Consider the following 18404-nt stretch of genomic DNA (forward strand, 5'->3'; position numbering starts at 1 on the left):
CCTAAAGAAGCGCGCCTCGCTGCCGTCACATTGTGGAGATTGTGAAGAAAGCGTTTGCGCGCGTCCGACCATGGCCACCTCGTCCACGAGCAACAACTACGTTCCGCCGATCTCGATTCCGGGCATCGGGACGAACATCGACGTCAACACCCTTGTCACGAAGCTGATCCAGGCGGAAAGCAAGGGCATGACGCTGCGGCAGACGCAGCAAAAGGCCTTTCAGACGCAACTGTCGGCAGTCGGCTCGCTCAAAAGCGCGCTGTCGACCTTCCAGACCGCGATGGCGGCCCTGAACAACCCGGACACATTCACCGGAAACAAGGCCAGCGGGCACGACACGTCGATCCTCACGGCTTCGCTGTCCAATACGGCGCCGGCTGGCACGTACCAAATCAACGTGACGCAGCTTGCGCAGGCGCAGGTGCTATCGGCCGCCGGGCAGGCGTCCAGCAAGACGCCCATTGGCGGCGGCACGCCCACCACCCTCACCTTCTCGTTTGGGAGCGTCTCGGGCGGCAGCTTTGCCAATGGCAAATACACGGGCGCCGCGTTCACGCAGAACGGCAACCAGGCCGGCGGCTCGATCACCATCGACCCATCGAACAATACGCTCGCCGGCATCCGCGACGCCATCAATAGCGCCAACCTGGGCGTCTCGGCCAGCATCGTCAACGACGGCAGCAGCTCGCCTTATCGGCTGGTGCTGACGTCCACTGCGGGCGGCGCCAATTCGGAGATGAAGATTTCCGTGTCGGGCGACCCGGCTCTGCAATCCCTGTTGAGCCACGACCCGAGCGGCACGCAGAACATGACCGAGGTGGCCACAGGCCGCAACGCGCTTGCCACTGTCAACGGCATCAGCGTGCAAAGCGCCACCAACACACTGACGGATGTGGTGGACGGCACGTCGTTCACGCTCGCCAAGACCGGCAGCACGACCGTGACGGTGGGCAGCGACGCGGGCCAGGCCAGCCAATCGGTGCTGAACTTCGTCAAGGCGTACAACGCGCTGCGCATCCAGCTCAACGCGTTGACCAAATTCGATACCGCGAACGCCGCCAACAACGGCGCGCTGGCCGGCGACGTCAGCACCAAGGCGATGATCAACCAGCTGACCGACGTGCTGGGCCAGGGCATCGGCAACGGCGCGTTCCAGTCGCTTGGCAGCATCGGCGTAACGATGGACAAGGAAGGGACGCTGTCGATTGACGACCCCAAGCTGTCCGCGGCCCTAAAGAAATCGCCCAGCCAGGTGGCGGCCGTATTTGCCGGCACCGGCGTGACAACGGATTCGCTGCTGAAGGTCGCGTCGTTTTCAACGACCACGCAAGCCGGCAGTTATGCCGTCAACGTCACTCAACTGGCGACGCAGGGCTCGCTCAAGGGCTCGGCGGCCGCTAACACGACCATCCAGAGCGGCGTGAACGACAGCCTGTCGGTCACGCTCAGCGGCATCACGACCAACATCAAGGTGCCGGCCGGCAGCTATACCGCGTCGAGCCTGGCCGCGCAGATCCAGAGCCTGGTCAACGCGTCGCCCGACCTGCAGCGAGCCAAGGTGGAAGTCGCCATCGGCACCGACGCCAATGGCGTGCTGACGCTGACTGACAAGCAATACGGCTCGGCATCGACCGTGTCGGTGTCAGGAAACGGCGCTGCGTCGCTGCTGGGCGGCAGCCCAACGGCCACGGCCGGACGCGATGTACAAGGCACCATCAACGGCGCCGCCGCCACGGGTTCGGGCCAGAACCTCTACGGCGCCAGCGGCTCGGCCGTGGATGGCCTGACGGTGCAAGTGACGGGCGGTACATTGGGCGACCGCGGCACCGTCACCGTGCAGCGTGGCTACGCGGCGCTGCTGCACACGGTATCGGGCAACTTGCTGTCGAACAACGGCATGGTGCAGAACGCCAGCGACGCCATCAACAACTCCATCACCTCGCTCGGGAAGGAAATCGATCTGATGCAGAAACAGCTCGATGCCAAGCAGGCGCTGTATTACACACAGTTCAATGCGCTATCGAAGATGGTGGCCAGCATGACGAATACGAGCACTTACCTGACGACGCAGTTGGCGATATTGCAGAAGCAGCGGACGGGGGGCTGATCGCGTTCGCCCTCAAGTATTGATCTATCGGCAAATCACCCGCGTGACTTGCCCACCTTGCGCGACAACCAAATCATTGCCGTTGCCGTCTGTGCCAACGCCCATCGCGGTGTAGGCATACGCAGACTGGTACTGCGTGCCGTCATAGCGGTAATAGGTTACGTAATGCTCGCCCATGCTGACGCGCGCACTCGTTATAAGATCCGGCATGCCATTGCACGTAGTTTTCAATTCGCCAGACGGTCCATCATCGATGTCGAGTAGCGATTCAACCGTGGCGCCTCTAACGCGATAGAGCCATTCTGGAGCGTTCACCTGATTGCCACTCATCGTGCACCCCGCAAAGACGAGGGTGCCTTGCGCCCCCCTGCAGGTTTGCACGGAAAACGACTCTGGGGCGCACTGGTCGACAATGTCTTTCTGAACTTTGGCGCCCAGCAATGCGCGCAACTTGTTCGCTGGCACGTCGACAGCTTTCGACATGCACAGACCTGTTCCATTCGGCCGTTCTGGATGGGAATTCAGGTAGACAGGCGACAAAGCGGTAATGGCCGCATCCAACTCGTGGTCCAGGCATTCCGTGTCCTTGCATCGGCCGATGGCTTCGTTCTGCACGCGAATCTTTGCATCGAGATTCCATGGATCGCTGACCACCGCAATCGAGGCGTACTGCAGAAATCGTGCTTTGAACAACTTCTCCACCAGCGCGGGAAATTCGCACGTCTTCGGAGGTAGCCCTTTCCGCGCGTCCGCAACTTGCTTCAGAAGATCGTCGTTCGGCTCGGGCGACCATTCACGAATATCCAGGCATGGCTTGAGCAGCAATGCCGTGCTCAGATAGCCTCCGGTGGTCTGTTCGCTACGTGGAATCGCCAGCGGCCCATCCGCCAAGGCGGGAAAGGCCGAAGCAAATACATACGCCAGCAAAGCGCCGCGCAGCACCTTCAATCCAGCTCCAACCGTGATACGCATGACTTTGGAATGTTGTTCTCGAAGAATGTACTGATCAGTTTCGCCCGTTGCGCTTTCACCGAAAGGTTGGCGATTGCATCGCTCCGATTCTGAGTCGACTGCTCCAGCGGTATGCACGTTAAGGCGTCTTCTGATTACTCGCCGCCGCACCTTGCGTGCCGAGTATCGTTGTTGATGTTTCCGCTCGGCTTGCGAAATGCGGGACTATATCGATCCAGCAGAACACGAGGTCGTGATGGGTAGTCCGTAATCGCAACGTTCACGGTGCCATCTTGATAGAAGTGCACCTCAAAATAGTTCGCTTTCTCAGGTATCGGGCCTGTCAACAACACCGCTTGCCTACACCACGGACGGTCGCCGGTGCCATCACGTTGCCATCCGATATCGACCGATATCGGTAATGGGACTCCCCGCGGAATCGTTGCACAGCACGCCCCGCTACCGTAGCTGTAGGCACGCGAGGACACTTCGATATTGCCGCCGCCGGCACGGCCAACAGAGAAATCTGTAATGGCGGTGTCCGTATAGTTGTAGCCGATGATCGTCAGCCCCTTGGCCATCGTTGGAGTCCGCTCTGGCCCTGTGTAGAGCTGGACACCGTTAAGGCTCGGAGTTGGCGTATTCTCCATACGGCGAATCATCTCGCGCTGCGCTTCTGTCGCACTCGGCACGGCATCTGCGATCGACGCTTCATGACTCGTTTTTGGGTACGTCACGAAAGCGACTGAAACCAGCACCGCAATCACTAGGTGGGCAGACCAGGCGCTCTTTAACGCCGCATCCGCCATCGTCCCCTGCTCTCGGGTGCGCTGTAGGCGCCGCGCCGCCGCGAAAGCAGGAAATGCCATCGCGAGTACAAACGCCAGCAAAGAGCAGCGCTGCATCTTCAATCCGGATCCAACCGTGTTACGCATGACTGGGGGGTGTTGTCTTCGAAGAATGTACTGATCAGTCGTTTTCGTTGCGCGTCCACGCGAAGGTTGAGGAACGCGTCGCCACAGCGGGGATGGCGCTCAACAAAATCGCTCCTCTTTCGTGAGAACGTGAAAACACGGTAGATCTTGTACACGCCCTGCCCTTCGTCGATCGACCAGAAAGCGAAGCCCTGTCGTCCGCTGAAATCGTAGTCGGCAGTTTCTAGGTGGATTGCCTTTTCAGTTTCAGTGGCAATTGTTGCGCTGCGAATGCCGGCCGGAGTTCGCAACTCGTAGTAGATGTCGCTGCCCCGTATTTCGATTGTGGCGTTGGTGAATTGATCGGGCGAAATCGCAACGGCATCCGCTGCCGATGCCGAGTGCGGGGCCGCAAAGAAAAATGCTAACGCTGTCGCTATGCGGCGCATGCAACTTGCCGTGTGGGGAGGCAAAGAAGACCGTTCAGCAAGAGATATTGGTTGACCGATTTCGACTGCGACCGAGTGCACTGCGGTATGTGAATCACCCTTGGATATGGTGGTAGCCAGGTGGTGTCGTCGCGTCTCGCTTCACACCGGGCGCGATCTCGTCGGGCAAAAGTGGTATCGGCTCTGCCGGCGCCTGAGGAGGTGGCGGTGCATTCTTCAACGCGCGCATTTCTTCTTGAAGTCGGGCCCTTCCCGCCGCCTGCGCTCGGGCGCGCTGTTCAGCTTCACGCGCTGCACGTCGGCTTGGCTCAAAATGGAAATCTGCCGGCTTAACAGGATAGGCTGGGCCAGGATATTCCGGGTGGCCAGCCACCTTGCTTGAAATGATGAGGCGAACCTCTCCTCCTGGCAGGAAATGCACGTTTAACTTGCCTGGCTCCACATATTTCTCAATGGGAACGACAGCCTCGTGCCAATGCGGCTTCACTGCATCGCCGGTCGCGTTTGGGTCAGAACTGGATGTGGTCCATTTCACCGTAGCGGTTAAGCCTGGGCGCCAGATTCTCGGGTACACGATGCAACAGACGAAACTCCCACCGCCGCCATAAGCAAACGAGTTGCCCGCCCAAGTTCCATCCACGTAGAACTGATGGATATAGTCGGGAGTGTGGTTGTACGAAGTGATGCTAGCCGCTACCTCGTCATCCGTGGGTGCAGGCTTAGTGGCGCACGCAGTCAGTACGCAAAACGCCGTTGAAGCGATGGCCGCTGCGCCGAAGCATCTCCACGTTTTCATTGTGTTTTCTTCGCGCACTGGTGCGTTTCGTGATCTGTCTCGGACTGCACACGTCACCCATCCGTCGACACATCGCTCTTATTGCTGCGGCTTCCCCCACAACGGATTCCTGCTATCGGAACCCAGCACTTGGGCGAGCACTTCTGCATCGCCATCACGCGCGACTGCGGTGTTCTTGCGTGCTCGGGCGACCTTGGCACGCTTGCCTTGGTTCTTTGTGTGCGCGACCTTCTTTATTCCACTGTGCGGGGCATTGCCTGATGCCGGCTCGGTGGAGGTGTGCTGGGCGCAGATGCCTGCGGTCATCCAGGCGGTGGTCAAGAGGACTACGGCAAGTTTGTATTGCAGGTTCATTTGAGAGAGTCAGGTTGTTTTAGGGTTGAATTCACAACGACGTCGCCCGGTCATCCGGAAAACGCGTCAATGCTCTTCTGGTTGGTGTTGTCACAAATCCGCTCAGCCCGTACACCTACGGGGACGCCCGTGGAGACCGTTCTCTGGTCTCCGCCGAGAAGGTTCTGTGTCAGAAACTGCTCCGCGGCAACGACGCCACCATCCATAAAATACAATCGAACGTTACGGACAGATGCTTGCATAGCCCGTGACGTCGCCCCTTGAAAGGCGGGAACGCTTACGCTTGCCTCGTGCCAACGGGCCGGATCGTCCAGCGTCTGCCAGCGCACTGTAAGCGGCGCTTGGATGTCCAGCAGCGCACTGCCAACAAAACTCGAACGTCGATCGCACGGCGCTTCAAAAACGCGCTCATTGTCAGTTCCAATCACCAGAGTCTGACCATCGATCTCAAGTCTCGCCAGACCTCGCGGGTATTGATCGGACAGATAGAAGGACACGACATTGCCCACCAGGCCCTGTAGTTCGTCCAATTTCGATGCGTCCAATCTACCAAGCCCTGGCGCGACGTCTACATGATCGTAGTAATGAAAGTACTGATACACCAGCAAGTCGCTCTCGCGAAGGTCCGACCGAAGTGTGCCGAGATCTGGGTATGGGCGTAGCAGCAGTGGGCGCGGGCGTACCGCTACAGGTTGTCCTGCCTCGTCCGTATCGGCGTAGGCGTATGAATGCTCGCTCTCACGCAGGCGGCTTCCCGTATATGGAAAGCGCCCCTGGTTGACGTCGTCTTCCTGAGGATGACGAATGAAGCCGGCAAACCTTGCCTCTGGCCCCGACAGCAATGGCATACGCGGCCATGAACCTGCGTCTGTCTGAGCGCTGCCTACTGCAAGCCACAACGGTCTTCCGCTGAAGTTGACATGCAGTTCGCGGATATCCGGGTGCGCTTCACTGAACCACCTTCGCGCTGTGTCCTGCACTCCCGCTCCAATCGGAAGAACGCCCAACGCTGCCAGCGTTGGCAGAAACATGGCTGCATGAAACTTCGCCGGCAACGGCGTGGATGCGCGACGCCAATACGTGAACCACGTAAGCAGCAAAGCTAAGCTCAGCGGAACACCAACCACGATGGCCACTAGGATGAGCATCACCACGCCGTAATCGAGATTCGGCGTGAGGAGCGCAATCAGGCTCAGCGTGCTCAGCAGGATCGAGAGTGCTGCGCTAAGGGTAATGCCAAGCCGGTAAGGTTTCAGGGATAAATGCCGCAGGCCTTTTCCTGTGGCGTCGGCACTACTCATGGCGCGACTTTCGAAAAGATTTCCGCGGTCACAGCCTTGGAATACTGCCACCGGTAAAGCGATCTAACGTGTCTTTCGCGCCACGAATAAGGCTCTCTTTACCGGCTTCCAAGATTTTGCCTGCGGCCTCCGCCGCCTTTTCCTCAGCGCTATGCGCAACGTCCTTGGCTTTATCTGTGATCTTGTCGGCGACTTTTCCCGGAATCTTGGAGGCCTTATTCCACGCCGCCTGCGCGCGCTCGCGCACAGTCAGTGTGGGAGCAAAGTGGGTTCGCCAGCGCAGATAACCCCACACAGAACTGAATTCGCGGCCTGTTTTTTCCAGTGGTAGAGAGCCGTCCTTCAAATACCGGTCCAAGTCGGTGCGGTCCTGACCGACCAGCAGCGGCGGATATACGTCGCCCTCCCCACCCTCGTCGACCGGCGCAAAGCGCTTGCGCACCCCTACCGGGTCTCGCGCGGATGCCGCATTGATCTCGGCCCACTGGGCTTTCCACTCGGCGTCCTTGCGCTTGAGATCTTCCAGGCGTTCTCTTTGCCGGCGCTTCCAGACCTCTTCGTTGGTGGCGCCGGTTGGTTTGAACCAGGCACGTGAGTCGTGGACGTAGTCATCGAAAAATTTGACGATGCGGGCATCTAGCGGCGATGTGTCATTCCAGTATGACTTGACCTCCCTCCATTGCTTGACTTTCTCACCCCAGACGAACTGCTGGATCTCGGCAACCACCCCGCCCGGGCCCGGAACGTTCCGAAAAACCTTGCCCATCCAGCCATCCGAGTAGACGGGAGAGCTTTCCATCTCCGCCATGATCTTGGCTTCTTCGCGCAGCTCTTCGTTAGCACCGGCCAAATCTTGTGCACACTGGGCACTGAACTTTTGCGCTCGCTTGAAGAAGGGCTGATTCTCAAAGGCCTGCGCGCCCGCGTTCAAGCGTAGGCGGCGCCACCGCAGGTACAACCCGTATTGCACACGTGCTGCACCGGTGGTTCCTCCGCCATGCTTGCGAATCAGTGGATTTACAGCATCGACGTAGTCGTTGTAGTCCTTGATAAGTTGCGGCGATATTTTCAGGGCGTCTAACACTCTTGGCGGAAGGTCCGTTGAAGGCTTCAACGGCACGCCAGCCGCAACCGCTTCGCGGTACATCTTTGCCAACGTAACTTGGGACATCTTAGTGCTGTCATCGGGTGTCCCATCCGTGCGGCAGCCGCGACCTTGATCGCCTGGCTGATAAGCGCCGCCCACATCGGTATGGACGCCGGGGTAGGCCAACTCCAGGCAATTCTTAGACTCTGCCTTGTCGAGCGGGAACGAACCGCGTATCTCGTGTGACGAAATCAGATGCACTGTTCGTTCGACGTAACCCGGGATGCGCAGGAACTCTTCATTACCCCAGCCGCCATGGCCGCTGGCGATCATGAAGCTTTGAGCAAAGCCCACCGACGCTACGGTGTCGAATATGCCGAGAAAATCCACGCTGACCTTGATGCCAGCCAGCGTCATGTCCTTGCCTAGAGCATCCTCCAGCCAGCTGCAAAAAACACGTGCCTCGGCTGCGCCCCGGGAGAATCCGAACACGTAAAGTCGAATCTTCGTCAGCCTCGGCTTGCGACCCTCGATCAGAGGCTTGAGCTTCTGCTCAACAAACTCTCGGCGACGCGTGAGCTCTTGCCGGCGGGCCTCATGGTTGGGGGCAAGCGTGGCAGTGTCCAAAGTTCCGGCCAGCGTGCCGAACGTACCGGCGTTATTGAGTTCATCGACTTCGTCGCTACCAGCCGAAGCGCGGAGGTGTACCGGGAGATTGATGTCCGTGGACATCTTTCGAACGAGCTTTAGATCGTCGCTCCCCATCTCGACACTAAGAACGCGTTTGTTGTATCGCTGATAGAGTGCGTTGGTGATTTGTAGCAACGCCCAATTGATGCGGGCTTCCCCGCCCCAACCAGAACCAAGCCCCGCTCTAGCATCGTAGCCTCGACCAGTATCTCCAATCTCCCTATCAAATGTTGTCCCGATGCCTGGCACGTAGAAACGCACTTGATCTGGTGTCACCTCAAAAATGTCATACAACCGGGCCACGTTGCTGTGGGCCTGTTTTGGCATATCCCGGTCTTTATTATTGTTGGTGCCATCAAAAAAGAAACCAATACGGAATTCCTGGTTGCATTGGCCCGAAAACTCACCTATCTGACTTGCCATGCACCTCCCCTTTTCGTCTTGGGTCAGCCCAAAAGGGGTTGCTTCCAGCCGTTCCAACTCCGCCATTTCATCGCTCCTGATTGGACGGTGATATTTTTTGGTGATAGAACTTGGCTGCACACACTGCATCCGCCATACAAACATCGAATGGGAACTTCCAGTCCGCAGGAAACTTGGAATGGCCGGGCCCATAGCTAGATGCGATAGCTTTGATCTTGTTGTCCGACATGAATGCAAGCCAGAGCACAGCAGGATGATCTTTTTTCACGTCGTACGGCTCGATCGGCACTTGGGCCTTATACAGTGCGTCACGATCCTTCCGATACAGAGTGTCGTCCTGCCACTCAACTTCTACTCCTAAACCGGGGTGCCACTTTGCGGGCAGGCCAACCGATCCCGCGACACTTGTGCCGCCCGCATGGTTTCGCATACTCCCAGCCCATACGCCGTTCACGTAGACCACTCCAAGCCCTTCGTCCGTGTAGTTGAGTATTTGGACCTGTAATCCAAGATCTTCATCCTGTGGCGCCGCTTGTGCTTGCTGTGAAGGCTTGCAACCGGTCGCGAGCAGCACCAACACGAGTACCATCCATGTTCGTATTTTCATAAGCATTCTTTATGGGTTACCGCTGTTGGGGGGGTGGGTCGCGCCGCGGATAAAACTTCACAGCGCACGCTGTGTCCGCCACACAAACATCGAATGGGAACTTCCAGTCCGCAGGAAACTTGGAATGGCCTGGCCCATAGCTAGATGCGATAGCTTTGATCTTGTTGTCCGGCAGGAATGCGAGCCACAAGTCCGACGGACGGTCATTTTTCAAATCATACGGTTCGATCCGCACTTGCTCCCTATACAGCGCCTCATGATCCTTGCGATACAAGGTGTCGTCCTGCCATTCGACTTCGACTGTCAAGCCTGCATGCCACTCGGCAGGCAGACCAACTGATCCAGCGACACTTGTCCCACCTGCATGGCTCGGCATCCCACCTACCCATATGCCGCTTACATACACGTCTCCAAGCGGTTCATCCCTGTAGTTCAGAATTCGGACCTGTAGCCCAAGATCCTCATCCTGTGGCGCCGCTTGTGCTTGCTGCGAGGGCTTGCAGCCGGTGGCCAGCAGCACCAACGCGAGTGCCATCCATGGTCGTATTTTGATAACCATTGTTTATGGGTTACCGCTTCTGGTCGGTACGCGCTGCGGATAAAACTTGGCTGCACATGCTGGGGCCGCCATGCAAACGTCATATGGAAACTTCAGCCCGTCCGGAAACTTAGGGTTAAGAGGCGTATAGCGCGACGCAATCGCTCTTATCTTCTGACTAGACATAAACGCTAACCACAACGTGGCGGGCTCCCCCGTTTCGTAGGGCTCCACTGACACGTGCGTCTTGTGTAGAGCATCACGGTCTTTTCTATACAGAGTGTCGTCCTGCCATTCCACTTCAACTGTTAGGCCGGGGTACCACTTTGCAGGCAGGCCAACTGATCCAGCGACACTTGTGCCTCCTGCATGACTAGGCATACCCCCCACCCATATTCCATTTACATACACGTCTCCAAGCGGTTCATTCATGTAGTTGAGTATTTGGACCTGCAGGCCAATGCCTTCTTCCTGCGACGCCGCTTGAGCTTGCTGTGAGGGCTTGCAACCGAGGGCAAGCAGCGCCAACAAAAGCGCCGCCAATGTTCGCGCCTTCATGACGATTCCGTCGCGACTGCGGACGGCACCGGTTGTTGTTGCGACTCGAGCAATCCTGCGTCAGTCAATGCACGAGCGACAAGCCGAAAAGATGTCGCATCGTGCTGCACTTCGGTCGCGTCGAACGATTCAAACACGGATCGAATGCACGCGTGCGCTTGGGATGGCGTGCCAACAAGTGTGCCGAACCAATGCGCATTTGTCTGGATGAGCCGCAGGACGCCATCTGGGCGAGCCAGTGCGGCAAACCGCGCCATTTGATGCCGGGTAAAAACGTAGGGGGCATCGGTCGGTTCGAGTGTCCTTGCATCAGTGGTGCCGGCGTGCTGCAGAGCGCCGTCGCGCGAAAAATACCACCATTGCAAACTGCCGAGAAAGCGTGTGCGCTGCGCGTCATCAAACACCCGCAACAACATATCGAGCGCGCGCGTATCCGCAAAGCGAATGAGAAACATCTCTCCATCAGGGTCAACCGCTTTCATTTGGTCGACGAGATGTGCGTATGGGTCGCATGTTGATACGCTCGATCGCAGGAAGCTCAACATCGGATTCCCTGATGTCTCGCGCAAAGCGATATCAAGAAAGGCACGCCGCTCGACCGCACGGTCTGGAATGCGGATGATGGAAGGTGCGATTTCAGCCAAACCGGGCCCTTCGTACCGGCCGGCGTAGAGCGATTGAGGTTGTAGCGTCGGAAACCTTGAGTAAAGCCGCTTTGCGAGACCGGTATCGAATGCGTTGTCAATCAAGGCGTAGACGTTCGCTTCCGGCAAAGTAGAGAGCAATTGCTCCAGAGCCGCGTCAGGAAAGTCATCAATCCATGCTGGATTAGCTGAGCGCAAGCGCTGAGCCTGGTAACGAGTCGCCATACCGCTAATGCTGTTTAGGTCAACGGCCACGTCAGCCGTTCATGCTGCCAAGCGGATGGCCACCGGCCATTGCTCGCAGCATGCACTCGACGCAGATACTCTGCGGAAAGGACGGCAACGGATAGTTGCTGTTCACCGGCCCCTCAAACCGCCGCTGCGCCGCCTTATACGTAATCGGCCCCGCACACTCCACGGTGATATTCCCACCTTCGAGCGTGATCGACGCCCCGCCGGCCGTGGCGATGCGGATGCGCTTGGCGGCCGCAAAATCCACGTTCATATTGGCCGACACCAGCTTCAGGTCCTGCTTGGCCATCAGCTTGAGCACGTCGTGCTGGGCTTGCACGTCGATGTTGTCTTGCCCCGCCGTCAGTTGCAGGCCGATGTTGTTGTCACCCGCCTTCGACAAACCGGCAGCCACGCCGATCGCCTGACCGGCTTGCACGCGTGCCTGTTTGCCGATGGCGAGGTTGGTGTCTTGGCCGCTGCCCAGCGCGATGCTTTCGCCATTGGCGAGCTGCAGGTCTTGCCCGGCAACCATGACGAGGCCCGCGCGGCCCGCCAGGTGGGCAATGGCCTCGCCCTGATGCGGCACCTTGCCTTGCGTGGCGGTGTTGCCGGCGCTGGCGTCCTGCTTGGCAGCGTCGAGCGCCTTGCCGTCGACCATGCCGGCCACCGCCTTGGCTTGCTTGGCCAACGGCGCATCGTCGTTCTTGGCGGTGTCCAGCGCGGCGGTCTGATGCGTGACCGCCCCTTGCCCGAGCGATGACGTCAATTCTTTGGCTTGCTTGATCAGCGCAATGCCGGCAGCGTTGTCGCCGGTGGGCACGGCTTTGCCGCTGCTGGCGTCACGGTAGGTGGTCAGCAGCAGGCCGGCCTGGCCGCGCACGGCGGCGTGGCCATCGGTGCGCAGCTCGAAGCCCTGGCCGCGGAAGCTGCCACGCCGGTTGTCTTGTTGATGGACGAGATGGCCGAGGTTGAGCTGGCTGAATTGCTGCGTGGTGGCGAGCTGCGTGCGCAGCTGTCCATCGCTGTCGTCGAAGACGAGTTGGTTGTAGCCGCTGCCGCCGTGTTCTGCGCTCTTGAAGCCGGTGTGGGCGGCGGCGTAGCGGTGGCCTTCGGCTTCGGTGCCCATGCCGTGCCAGGCGGGGCTGTGGCCGCCGGCCACGTTGCCTTGCGCGCTTGCGGCGCTGTCGCTGCCTTGCTTGTAGAGGGCTGTGCTGTCGCTTTGGTCGGATGCGCCCTGCCCGCCCGGCGTGGGTGCAATGCCGGCCTCACCCTGACCGTTGTACAACGAGCCGATCACGACGGGCTGGTCGATGTCATCTTCGCTGAACTTGACGAGCACTTCCTGCCCGATGCGCGGCAGCCATTGCCAGCCCATGCCGGAACCGGCCTGCCGCTGCGCGACGCGTACCCAACGACTGCTGCGGTCATCCGCACGCTCGCCTTGTTGCCAGGGGAAGCGCACGCGGATTTCACCTGCGGGGCTGGCATGGTGCTCGCCGTCTCCACCGGCCTGGGTCTGGCCGTCCGGGCCGACCACGATGGCGCTGTGTACGCCCTGCGCGGTAGGGGCGGCGTACAGCCGGCCGCAGTCCGGTTCTGTCACGGCCGGGCGCCAGGGCCGGCGTGCGTCGCTCGCGCGGAACAGGCCAGCGTAGCCGTGCGCGCGCGCTGCTTTGAGCAGATCGCCGGTCGGCGTGTTGCGCTCGACGGGGCCTTCTGCTGCTTGGAAACCAAAGATGCCAGGGCCGGATTCCGGCGCGCTGGGCGGCGTATCGAATTCCAGCGCGGCGTCGAGCCCGCCCAAACGCTGGCTGAGCGCATGGTGCGTATCGACGGTCAGGTTGTTGATGCCGCAGTGCTCGACCAGATCCATCAACAACGGATAGGCGCCTTCCACGTCTTGCGGCAGGTGCGGGCAATCCACCACCTGCAGGCGCGTCCCGCTGCGCAGTGTGCGCACGGTACCGCGCCCTGAAAACAACAGCGCGCGCGCTTCCAGGCTTTCCATGACCTGCTCGGCAATGCGCTGGGCATTGGCGGAATCCGGTGCGAGCGATGGGCTGATCGACAGATACGCATCCGGGCTGCCCGCGCTGGTGGCAAAACGTGCAGGGGCGTGGGCGCGAGCGTTCTGCTTGCCTTCCGGGTCCCACGCGGCCACCGCCACGCCGCCCACCGTTGTGCGGCTATGGCAGGCGAGTTGCTGGATGGCGTCGCGCTCTTCCAGGCTGTGCGCGCGGTGGAAACGGATACCGCCTGCCGATGCGGACTCCGCATCTTCCGGCAGCTGCGTGCTGTCGGCAAAGATCACCAGCGTGTGGCCGCCGTGCGCCTGGTCGTCTTCCACCGTGGTGAAGCCGAGCCCTGCTTCGGCCAGCAGGCGCGTGACGAAGTGGTAGTCGGTCTCGCGAAACTGGGCGATGTGCGTGCGTGTACCGAAGTCGGCCATGCGCGCTTCGGCACCCGCCGCATAGCGCCACGAGGCATATGGCTCGTACGGCGACAGCATCTGTTCAATGATGTCCGGCAGCGGCCGGTTCTGGAACACCTGGCTGTGGCGCTGCTGCGTGGTCAGCCAGAACCAGGGCACCACGGTCAGGCGATAGCGGGTGAGGCTGCCATCCGCGCCGAGCTTCTCGGCCAGGCGGATCAAGCCCGTGCGCTTGGCCTGCGTGCCGTCGGCCAGCGTCGTGACCAGCGTGACCCGCTGGCCCAGCAATGATTTCAGTGCGATGCGCGCATTGGCGCTGACGGCCGCCACGCGCCATTCGAACAGTTCGGACAGCGCCTCGCGACCGAGCCAGGCTTCCACCGCAAGGTCCGCAAGCGGCCCTTCGCCTTCGAGCGTATAGAGGCGGCGCGTGGGTGCGAAGAGGTTCTGAAGAAGGGTCGTGGCGTCCATTCGCTGTCCGGTGCTGCAACGCGTGGCGTATCACGGACGATTTTCGTGAGACCAGCGCGGGCATTTTCGAGGCAGCGCAATGTCGAGCATCGCACCCGCCTCCGCTCAATTACCGGGTTGTAAAAACACCAATCCGGCGGTCAGGCGGCTATTGCCCTTTGTAATTGGGTGAATTGGCGGCCTTATTGGCAGCATTCTGCGGTGCGAGCAATGCGGCCAGCAGATCGGCATCAGGATCATCGGGCGCCAATGTGCCTTTTCGGTTCTTGCCAGTTTTGGCAGTGGATTGCGTCTTGGGTTTTGCTGGCTGCTGCAACGCCTTAAATGGTGTATTGGTCGATTTGGCGACCAGCTTGGCTGTTGCCGTCTTGCCTTCCTCGGTGTCGACCGAGGTGCTTCCGGACTTTGCCGCCACGGCATGCGCGGTCGGCGTTGCGTCATGCGCATCTTTGGCGGGCACACTGGCGACCGGCGTCTTCTCGCTCTTATCGCCCCTCTCGCCGGCATGATCCTCGCCCGGCGCGACGTTGACGATGGTGGCCGCTTGCGCTTGCGCTTCCGCCACGGGCTCGCTTGCAGCGGCGGCGGGTGCCACAGCCGCCGTCTGAGCGGTTTCCTTGGCGGCCGCGGGCGCTGCTGCGGCGGGTTGCGTAGCTGCAGGTGCGGGCTGTTCAGCCACCTGCGCAGGCGCGGATTCGCCACTCGGACTCAGCATGATCCAGGCCCCGATACCGGCGGCCAGCACGACAACCGCCGCCGCAACGCCATAGCGCTGCCCCGACTTTTTCGGTGCCTTGCCGTTGGCCGCAACGCGGCCCTCCAGGCTCGCAAGAATGCGCGTATGCCCGGCCTCATCGGTCTCGGATTCAGAATTGAAGAGCGTTGGAGGCCCTTCTTGTTTCAAATCGCCGTTATTACTCATCACGGGTCCAGAATTGAAATAGAATGCGCGGCGAACGTATGCATTACAAACAAGCGCCGATTCCGGTGGTGGCTGCTGATTCTAAGTCTGGCCTTGCTGAAAGACAAATGATTGGCGCAGATTGCAGTATTTTCTTTATCGTTTCTTAATATTTCTATGTGGCGGGCGCTTGATTATTACCGTTTATTAATAATTTGCCGGTCTAAATACAGATATAAATCTGGATGAATTGACGTAGGCGCCCACGCTCCGCAGGTCGGTATGGTTTTTGTCGCTCTGGTTCTCTACTTCGTTGCCATGGTGCTGGTGGCTGCCGTGCTGCTGCTGCCGTCGGTACGGCAGCGCTGCGCGGCGTTGCTGCGTGCGCAGTGGCACCGCGTGAGCACGGGGGCTGCGGTGTTGGGCGCGCGCTCCGCAGGGTCGTTGCGCGAGTCGGTAGGCAACGCAACGTCCGGGGTGTCGGCGTTCAAGCAGTTCGTGGTACGGCGGCGGATGCTGCTGCTCGGTGCGCTGGGTGTGCTGTCGGTGCCACCCATGCTGGCGCTGGCGCTGCGCGAGCAGCAGTCGTTCGAGTTCGATGATGACCAGGTGCGCGAGCCAGATCCGCACATCTCGGCGCTGCTCAACGGTGAACGGCTGATCCCGCCGCCGCCCCTGCCGCCCGAGGTGTTCACCACGCGCGAAGTCGAGCAGATCCGCCCGGCCATCCGCGATGCGAGCCGCGACTGGAACCTGCTCGATGCGGATTTCCGCCAGCGTCTGCTGCTCGTCTACAAGATCATGCGAGACGAACACGGTTACGAGATGGCGCTGCTCGAAGGCTACCGAAGCCCCGAGCGGCAAGTGAAGCTGGCGGCGATGGGCAGCAATGTCACGCAGGCCACGGCGTTCCAGAGCTATCACCAGTACGGCCTGGCGGCGGATAACGCGTTCTTCCGCGAGGGCAAGCTGGTCATCAGCGAGAAAGACCCGTGGGCGATGCGCGGCTACGAACTGTACGGGCAGACGGCTGAGTCGGTCGGCCTCGTGTGGGGCGGCCGCTGGAAGATGATGGACCTGGGCCACGTCGAACTGCGCCGCAAGGGCGTGCTCGGCAAACAGCCCGCACCAAGGCAATGACGATAGGACACATGGGGAGCATGCAATGACACGGCCCTTCATCCTGCTGGGTGACAAGACGGACCACGGCGGCGTGGTAATCACCGCGTCGGGCAACACCAGCACCGGCGGCAAGGGCATCGCCTGCGTGGGCGACAAGGTGACGTGCCCGAAGAGCGGCCACGGCGGCACGACCGTGATCGTGACGGGCGACCCGAACGTCATCATCGACGGCAAGCAGGCGGCGCGTCATGGCGACAAAACCGCCTGCGGCGCCACGCTCCTGTCCAGCCAGGGCAACACCGGCAGCATCTGAACGGGCACGACATGGTTGCAAGACTCTTCCGGTCCGGGCTGACGCTGCTGGCTGTCTTCGTGGTGGTGTGGATTGCCGTCATCGTGTGGTGGCAGTCCGCCAACCGCATGCCCACCACCGCCGACATCCTGACCTACCTGCTGTTGCTCCCGGTCGGCATGATCGTCGGCTATTGGGTCATCAAGCGTGCGCTGGACGGCATCCGCTCCAATGTGGTCGCGGGCCGCGAGCTGGCGGCGGCCACCCCGGCCGCAACAGGCACCGACGCCAAAACCGCCGACCCGCAAGACGCCACGCGCCAATGGCGCGCCGTGCTGCTCGCCAGCGCCCTGCGTGCGCCTGCCGGCGGCGATGCCGCTTCAGTGGTCGAGGCCGTGCAAGCCAATACGCAACCCGGGTTGACCGATGTGCAAGGCTTCGGCCAGCCAATCTTTGCCGCGCAAGTGGAAGGCATCGACGTGGAAGACCTGCGTGCCGAACTGGCAGAGCAACATCCCGATGTCGACTGGCTGGATGAACGCCTGCGCGCCCTTTCGCTGGCGGGCCAGGTGGCCGAAGAACTCGCGGCACACGCCGTTGCGCACGCCCCGGAAACGACCGAGCCGGAAACCACGCGCCTGATCATCACCGCACTGCTCCCCCGCGAGTGGACGCCGCCGCATCAAGCCGCCGCTGATGGCTGGCTGCGCCGGCGCATCGCGTTGATCTGGCCGGCAGACCGTTTGACGCTGGAGCCCATCACCGCGAAGGGCGATGCCGATGCGCTGCTGTTGCTCGATCGCGCCACGCAAAGCGTCAACCGCGCCAGCGACGAGCGCGTGCTGCGCATGGTGGTGGTGGCGGATTCGCTGGTGGGCCCCAGCGCGGTCGAACAACTGATGCAGCACGAGCAGTTGTTCGAAGCCAATCGGCAGCATGGCCGCGTGCCGGGCGAAGCCGCTGCGGGCGTGCTGCTGTGCGCGCCGGCGATGGCGCAGAGCCTGCTGCCACCCGCGCTGGCCGGCGACGCCGCGGCAACGGAGGCGTTCACGATCACGCGCGCCGGCGTGGCGCGGCTGGAATCGCCAACGCCCGATCGCGGTCAGCCGCAACTGCAGGCGCTGGGCGACGCCGTAGGCCACGTACTCGACACGTTGGCCGCCACACCGGTCAAGGCCAAGCAGGACGCGGCACCCGCCGAGAAGGCCGAAACCGCGGAGGGCGATTCGCCTGCCGAACCCATCACCGTTGCCGGCGTCGTTTCAGACACCGGCATGCATCCCGTACGCACCGTCGAGGTGGCTCGCGTGTTTTCCGAACGTTTCCCCGCGCTGGACCTGGCTGCGGATCTGCTGCCCGTCGGCACGCCCTGCGGCTATGTGGGCGCTGCGGGGCCGCTGCTCTCGGTGGTGGTGGCGCACCAGTTGAGCCAGCAGACCGGCAAGCCGGTGCTGGCGATTACCGCCAACGACATCCAGCAGCGCGGCGCCATTGCGGTGGTGCCCAGCCTGACCTGACCTTGTTCCAGATTTCG

The 18404-nt window shown here is 60.9% G+C and carries 17 protein-coding genes; 4 read left to right on the plus strand and 13 right to left on the minus strand.

Features of this window, described 5'->3' with window-relative positions; all coding sequences use genetic code 11:
• The first annotated feature begins 70 nt into the window (after positions 1–70).
• Positions 71–2107, plus strand: a complete 2037-nt coding sequence (gene fliD, locus N5B55_RS20180) for a flagellar filament capping protein FliD (protein ID WP_304539826.1) — start codon at positions 71–73, stop codon at positions 2105–2107.
• Between the two features lie 24 nt (positions 2108–2131).
• Here fliD and N5B55_RS20185 read toward each other — a convergent pair whose 3' ends face one another.
• From N5B55_RS20185 to N5B55_RS20245, 13 genes are all read right to left on the minus strand, one after another.
• On the minus strand, positions 2132–3055 hold the full coding sequence (locus tag N5B55_RS20185; protein WP_304539827.1) for a hypothetical protein: 924 nt from the start codon (positions 3053–3055) through the stop codon (positions 2132–2134).
• A 158-nt stretch (positions 3056–3213) separates the two neighbouring features.
• Complete coding sequence (locus N5B55_RS20190; RefSeq protein ID WP_304539828.1) at positions 3214–3963, minus strand: DUF3304 domain-containing protein; 750 nt, start codon at positions 3961–3963, stop codon at positions 3214–3216.
• Between the two features lie 2 nt (positions 3964–3965).
• On the minus strand, positions 3966–4421 hold the full coding sequence (locus tag N5B55_RS20195) for a hypothetical protein (RefSeq protein WP_304539829.1): 456 nt from the start codon (positions 4419–4421) through the stop codon (positions 3966–3968).
• Between the two features lie 94 nt (positions 4422–4515).
• Positions 4516–5235: a DUF3304 domain-containing protein gene (locus N5B55_RS20200; RefSeq protein ID WP_304539830.1), complete on the minus strand. Its 720-nt coding sequence runs from the start codon at positions 5233–5235 to the stop codon at positions 4516–4518.
• 60 nt (positions 5236–5295) lie between these two features.
• Positions 5296–5571, minus strand: coding sequence for a hypothetical protein (locus N5B55_RS20205; RefSeq protein ID WP_304539831.1), 276 nt, complete (start codon positions 5569–5571; stop codon positions 5296–5298).
• A gap of 50 nt (positions 5572–5621) precedes the next feature.
• Positions 5622–6872 (minus strand): hypothetical protein, encoded by a 1251-nt coding sequence (locus N5B55_RS20210; protein WP_304539832.1) that lies wholly within the window; start codon positions 6870–6872, stop codon positions 5622–5624.
• Between the two features lie 28 nt (positions 6873–6900).
• Complete coding sequence (locus tag N5B55_RS20215) at positions 6901–9138, minus strand: T6SS phospholipase effector Tle1-like catalytic domain-containing protein (protein WP_304539833.1); 2238 nt, start codon at positions 9136–9138, stop codon at positions 6901–6903.
• Position 9139: 1 nt separating this feature from the next.
• A complete protein-coding gene (locus N5B55_RS20220) occupies positions 9140–9661 on the minus strand; it encodes a DUF3304 domain-containing protein (RefSeq protein ID WP_304539834.1) in 522 nt (173 codons plus the stop codon).
• Between the two features lie 34 nt (positions 9662–9695).
• Positions 9696–10214 carry a DUF3304 domain-containing protein gene (locus N5B55_RS20225; protein ID WP_304539835.1) on the minus strand — a complete coding sequence of 173 codons (519 nt, stop codon included), beginning with the start codon at positions 10212–10214 and terminating at the stop codon, positions 9696–9698.
• Positions 10215–10241: 27 nt separating this feature from the next.
• Entirely contained in the window at positions 10242–10775 is a 534-nt protein-coding gene (locus N5B55_RS20230; protein ID WP_369812437.1) for a DUF3304 domain-containing protein, read from the minus strand.
• Positions 10772–11644: a DUF4123 domain-containing protein gene (locus N5B55_RS20235; RefSeq protein WP_304539836.1), complete on the minus strand. Its 873-nt coding sequence runs from the start codon at positions 11642–11644 to the stop codon at positions 10772–10774. Before N5B55_RS20235 ends, N5B55_RS20230 begins: the two co-directional genes overlap by 4 nt.
• Before the next feature lie 31 nt (positions 11645–11675).
• Positions 11676–14555, minus strand: coding sequence for a type VI secretion system Vgr family protein (locus tag N5B55_RS20240; protein WP_304539837.1), 2880 nt, complete (start codon positions 14553–14555; stop codon positions 11676–11678).
• 148 nt (positions 14556–14703) lie between these two features.
• Complete coding sequence (locus tag N5B55_RS20245) at positions 14704–15477, minus strand: hypothetical protein (RefSeq protein ID WP_304539838.1); 774 nt, start codon at positions 15475–15477, stop codon at positions 14704–14706.
• Between the two features lie 261 nt (positions 15478–15738).
• On the opposite strand from N5B55_RS20245, the gene N5B55_RS20250 reads away from it, so the two are divergent.
• The 3 genes from N5B55_RS20250 to N5B55_RS20260 are packed head-to-tail and all read left to right on the plus strand — an operon-like array spanning position 15739 to position 18387.
• Positions 15739–16596, plus strand: coding sequence for a M15 family metallopeptidase (locus N5B55_RS20250; protein WP_304539839.1), 858 nt, complete (start codon positions 15739–15741; stop codon positions 16594–16596).
• A 25-nt stretch (positions 16597–16621) separates the two neighbouring features.
• Positions 16622–16891 carry a PAAR domain-containing protein gene (locus N5B55_RS20255; RefSeq protein ID WP_065855326.1) on the plus strand — a complete coding sequence of 90 codons (270 nt, stop codon included), beginning with the start codon at positions 16622–16624 and terminating at the stop codon, positions 16889–16891.
• A gap of 11 nt (positions 16892–16902) precedes the next feature.
• On the plus strand, positions 16903–18387 hold the full coding sequence (locus N5B55_RS20260) for a hypothetical protein (RefSeq protein ID WP_304539840.1): 1485 nt from the start codon (positions 16903–16905) through the stop codon (positions 18385–18387).
• Positions 18388–18404: the final 17 nt, after the last annotated feature.

This window comes from Ralstonia pickettii, from assembly GCF_030582395.1.
Taxonomy (GTDB): domain Bacteria; phylum Pseudomonadota; class Gammaproteobacteria; order Burkholderiales; family Burkholderiaceae; genus Ralstonia; species Ralstonia pickettii_D.